The organism is Nostoc sp. PA-18-2419 (assembly GCF_005869855.1).
Classification (GTDB): Bacteria; Cyanobacteriota; Cyanobacteriia; order Cyanobacteriales; family Nostocaceae; genus Nostoc.
Genome location: NZ_SZNH01000085.1, coordinates 1 through 5,178, shown reverse-complemented (window position 1 = coordinate 5,178; position 5,178 = coordinate 1). Strand labels below are relative to the sequence as shown.

Sequence of the window (5,178 nt, the reverse complement as noted above, 5' to 3'; positions counted from 1 at the left end):
TGCAGTCGTTGTAATGGATAATCTACCTGCTCATAAAGTCGAAGAGATTAAGCTTTTGATTGAAGGAGTGGGAGCAAGTATTCTTTATCTATCTCCTTATTCTCCTGAATTCAATCCAATTGAACATTGGTGGTCACAATTAAAAGCTTTTCTGAAACAATTTTCTCCCAAGAGTTCATCTGTCGTTGATGGTTTAATTAAAATTGCGCTGAAACTAGTTGATCCAAAACATCTAAAAAATTGGTTTACTAATTGCTGCTACTGTACCTCATAAACCTCAAATATGCTGTAAATCATCTCTTTTAAGATGATGATAGATATATTTAACTGTAATCTCATTACTCTGAAACCGAAACTGACCAGGCAACATCCCTTTGTTTATGAGAATTGCGTTCCATCCCGTGATAAACAACCAATTTCCTGATTCTGCTGTGTAAAAATACTCCAACCATTACCGAAAGAATTAACTCTTAATTCAACAGGACTACCCTCATGTAAATTTTTAATGATATTCTGTCTTTTTTTAGTCAATTTATAGCCTAAATGTACATCACCTGGAGTTAAATCAAAGTAATGCATTAGCTGAGGAAGCTGAGTTTCAGTATAAGTAATTATTTGGGAATTTAAACTAGCTTGTTGTACAAACTTACTCTGGTTTATAGAACAAATAACTAGTTCTTCCTTGGCACGGATCATAGCGACATAAAAAAGCCGACGCTCTGATTCAATTTCATTAGGTTTAGTCTTAAAGCTATCATCTAAAAGTATAACTTTACGGAACTCCAAACCTTTTGAACCGTGACAACTAGTAATTAAAACGGAGTTATTCTCTAGGAAGTCTTCACGATTTTCATTAAACTCGAATATTGCAGTCAATATTTCATCAACACTTATCGGCAGTACAACACTTCCAGATTCGTAACCCCGTTCTTTATCTAAATCTTTAGCAATATTTATTAAAGTTTCAATAGTAGGTTCTGTTAAGATACGATTAGTACGTTCAAAAAAAGCCTCAAATCTCTTCTGAACTAATTCTTTAGGATTTAAAACTAGGCTATAGTCTTTTTGTAAAGCATTAATTAGTAGACGGGTAGAGCGATTTTTTACTAAGGGTATAGTAGTATTTTTGAGGGCATAAGTAGAAATGCTTTCTTTTTCTAAAAGCAAACGGATTGGATTCATATCATCCCAACGACTAGCTATAATAGCTATTTCATTAGGGGCAATCCCTGAGTTAAGCCAAGATTGAATTTTATCTTTAATCCAGCCTGCTTGCTGCGACAAATTATTGAATTCTAAAGCTAGTACTGGTTCTCCTATTACCCCTTGACGTTTCTCGTTGATCCGAACTTGTTCTTCTGGAGTTTGTTTACAGCGTACCTGATTATTCTGTATAAGATGATTAGCAGTTTTAATAATATTTTCTGTAGAGCGGTAGTTTTCAGTAAGTAGTAGTCGTCTTGCTCTATACTCTTCCTGAAATTGAATAATATATTTAGTGTCAGCACCTTTAAAGGTGAAAATATTCTGATCGTCATCTCCAATAACGCAGAGATTAATTTGTACTGACCTTTTTTTATCCTCCGATTCATTTAAACCAGAAATTAATTTAATCAAACGATATTCATTTTCACTGACATCTTGATATTCATCAATGAAGATATACTCTAACTTTCCTAACAGTTGAATTCGTCAAGCTTGAGTATCTTCATCAACATCTTCAAATTCTTCGCCTTTTTCAAGCAGTTTGCAAGCTTCAATTAAAGTCAAAAGGCTATTTGGAGAGACGCATCCTGATGTTACTGTTAGTTTAAACAATCTACCAGCACTTTACGATTCACAAGGGCGTTATTTAGAAGCTGAACAAACGCATCTAACAGCCTTAGCAATGATTAAAGAACTGCTAGGAGCAAACCATCATCTGGTTGCAGCTATGTTGAATAACTTGGCGGTGCTATATGATGCTCAATTTAAATACTCACAAGCCGAATCTTTCTTATTAGAAGCTTTGGCAATTGTTAAAAGTTTATTTGGTGATGAGCACCCTCAAGTTGCGACTAGCATGAATAATTTAGCTACTATTTATGGTATTCAGCAACGCTACATTGAAGCTGAAAAATTGCACTTGTCAGTATTAAAAATTAGGACATCTTTGTTTGGTAAAGAACATCCTGATATTCCCAACAGTCTTAACAATTTAGCATTAATATACTTATCCCTTGGGCGTTATGAAGAAGCTGAACAGAAGTATTTAGAAGCTTTATCTATGAGAAAACACCTATTGGGGGATAAGCATCCTGATACTGCCCTGAGTTTAAATAATCTAGCAACTGTATTAGCTGCTATGGAACGCTATAGTGATGCTTTGTCATATCGCATACAGGCAAGCTATATCAATGACTTGATGATTAATAGTATATTTGCCTTCAGTTCCGAAAGCGATCGCCTATCTCGTACTGAGAGTACTGGATTCTTGGGTGAAATTGTTGCTCAAAAGCTGTTAAATGCACGTTTATATCTGGGAGCAGAAGCGCTAGAAACCCATCTAACTACTAGTAAGTGTCCCCACATCATGCTCATCGCCACTCATGGTTTGTTCTTACCTGATTCACCCCCAGCACCACCAATTCCAAATCCGATCAATCCCAAAACTGAAATCCCAAAACTCCAACTAACTAACCCCATGACGCGCTCTGCATTAGCTTTCGCAGGTGCTAATACTGGGTTGACTGGCGGAAGCTTACCTGCCAACGCGGGTAAAGGGGTTATATTTGCTCAGGATATTGCAACTTTAGACCTATGGGCAAACGAAATTACTGTGCTGTCTGCCTGTGACACCGCCAGAGGAGATATTAAAATTGGCGAAGGTGTATTTGGATTGCGTCGAGCTTTTACAGTTGCTGGTGCAAAAACCTTAGTTATGAGCCTGTGGCAAGTTCCCGATTCAGCCACCGCTTTACTAATGGAGCGTTTCTTTGATAACTTGCTTTGTGGTATGGGTCGTGTAGACGCATTACAATCTGCTCAAGATTATATACGTAAAATTACTGTCAAAGAATTACGAGACTCTGCTTTAGGATTAGAAGTATTAAAAGAATTGTTACAACTAAAGAAATTATCCGCAGATACCGAGATTAACTGTCAAGAACAAGACACACCTTTAGAACATCCTTTTTACTGGGGGGCTTGGATTTGCCAGGGAAATACAGATCCGTTGGTGACATAGTTCCACTCCAGATATTGTTTCGGGGCTGAAGTCCAAAGCCCGAAACCCCTATGATTTCGTTGGCAGCCCCGGCAGCCTTATTAATTAAGAGTTTTAGGCTATTTCTCTGACCCATAATTCTCAATTGAGGCTATTAATTTGGATTATTTTGACAAGCCCCGAAAATCTGCTGTAGGATTACCTTCAGGTAAGGCTTTCAGTAGCCAGCGCTTTAAACTTCTTCGGAAGTTGAACTAATGGAAACTTATACCCTGCGTGGGCATAATGTTTTGTAACTTCAACTTTAAACTTCTTCGGAAGTTGAACTAATGGAAACCATAAAAATAGTGAGCGATTTGCATCGCTGCAATTGCATATATTTTTTCTTGTGTTGCTAAATGAAGAGATGATTTTATTTATGTAGGTACAATTCGATGCTTAAAATAATGAAGGAACTTAGCCTTTTTTCTGTTTTGGAATAGCATAAAGTTTTTCGCTCATTGAAGTGACCGCTTTCATACAACGAGTTAATTGTTGCATTGTTGCATTAAGAATCAAGTTTACTTCTGCTGCTTCCAAACCAGCTTGTACTCCCTTTCAACAGCCGCCAGCAATTTTGCCTGCAACGATGATAAATAAGGTTTAGCTTGCTTACCCAACCCCTGCAACAGCCAATCCACAGAAGAGTCACGACTGGCCACTTGATGCAACTGCCGTAACCTCACACATAACTGCTGCATGAATTGGCAATCTTCATCAAGCAATTCCAGTGATTTCAGGTGTTCGATTTTTACGGTATAGTCACCGTCCCATGTCTGAACTGTACAACTGTATTCTCCAACATGGCTGACTACGCCCCAATAACCCGCTTTACCTCTCAAGTCTGGATTATCTTTGGGCAGAAGAACGCATATCTCCCCAACGTGGTGAGGATTGGATACTTTCGTCCTTTCGCGTATCCTATCCACAACATCTTTCACTATGCGACCAGATGGAATCTTATTGCCAGCTTGCTCTACTGCCTGTTGCCATACATTCGCTTGCATAGCAGGTTCCAATTCGGCTTTCGCCAAAAAGCGCAATTGTCGTTCGTTGGTCGGCATTGGAATTTGCCGACCATTGGTCGGCAAAAACTTTTGAAGATTCTCATAAACCACAGTAGCCGAAATCTTCAAGTACGCCGCATCACGACTATAATTGAAGCGATCGCGGCAATACTCTTCAAAAGTACGGTGCGTGGAACGGTACAGCCGTCTATCTCTCAACTCCATCAGCGCTTGACCCGCCTCCAAAAATGCTCTCTCCACACGGCGTTCCAAGTGTAGGCGTAAGCTTTGTTCTTCTTCGGTCAACCCTGTAACTTCAACAGCAGTCACCGTAATCGTTGCTGAGGCTGGATTGTCTTGTCCAAAAGTATTTTCGGGAGCAGAATCGATTGCTGGCTTTGGTTTCCCAGATGCCCCAGGGATAACTTTTTTGCCTCTGGATGGTGGTTTGTTCATTGCCCCACCTCTAGGCTGACAGCAGTCGAACAAATATTGGGTTGTGTCATCATTGAATATAGTGTTTTTATTTCTGCCCCCATCCTTTAAACAGGTTGGGGTTTTTCATTGCTTTTTATATTTTGCACCGATGAAAGAATACTTTGACAAAAATCAGTCCAATTCCACAGATACAGCAATTTCGAGGTAAATGAGGTACACATAGTATTGGTGCATCAAGACTTAAAATGAAAGCATACTCAATCGATTTACGAGAAAAAATAGTAAATACTTACGAAAAGGGTGGTACTTCAATAAGAAAGGTTGCCGTGCAATTTGGTGTAGCAAAAAGCTATGTGCAAAAGCTAATCCAACTTCATAGAGTGCAAGGACATCTAGAACCCAAAAAGCAAGGTGGAGCCATGAAGGGTAGGCTAGATGATTTCGTGAGCGAATTAGCCGAAATGGTTCAAATTTACCCAGACGCAGCAA

Annotated in this window: 4 protein-coding genes and 1 pseudogene; 3 read left to right on the top strand and 2 right to left on the bottom strand. The window is 38.9% G+C overall.

What is annotated here, in order from left to right:
* Positions 1-274 (top strand): transposase (locus FCR06_RS31875; RefSeq protein ID WP_189523668.1); only part of this gene is annotated, 274 nt, incomplete at its 5' end.
* Positions 275-378: 104 nt separating this feature from the next.
* Here the strand turns inward: FCR06_RS31875 and FCR06_RS31870 are convergent.
* On the bottom strand, positions 379-1,617 hold the full coding sequence (locus FCR06_RS31870; RefSeq protein WP_262984737.1) for a 3'-5' exonuclease: 1,239 nt from the start codon (positions 1,615-1,617) through the stop codon (positions 379-381).
* A 130-nt stretch (positions 1,618-1,747) separates the two neighbouring features.
* On the opposite strand from FCR06_RS31870, the gene FCR06_RS31865 reads away from it, so the two are divergent.
* Entirely contained in the window at positions 1,748-3,226 is a 1,479-nt protein-coding gene (locus FCR06_RS31865) for a CHAT domain-containing protein (RefSeq protein WP_138506885.1), read from the top strand.
* A 539-nt stretch (positions 3,227-3,765) separates the two neighbouring features.
* Here FCR06_RS31865 and FCR06_RS31860 read toward each other — a convergent pair.
* A complete protein-coding gene (locus FCR06_RS31860) occupies positions 3,766-4,707 on the bottom strand; it encodes a hypothetical protein (RefSeq protein ID WP_138506883.1) in 942 nt (313 codons plus the stop codon).
* Positions 4,708-4,934: 227 nt separating this feature from the next.
* On the opposite strand from FCR06_RS31860, the pseudogene FCR06_RS31855 reads away from it, so the two are divergent.
* Positions 4,935-5,178, top strand: a pseudogene (locus FCR06_RS31855) (IS630 family transposase); the annotation flags it as partial.

Coding starts and splice junctions, on each gene's coding strand:
- FCR06_RS31860 (WP_138506883.1), bottom strand. CDS start 4,707: ATGAACAAACCACCATCCAGAGGCAAAAAAGTTATCCCTGGGGCATCT.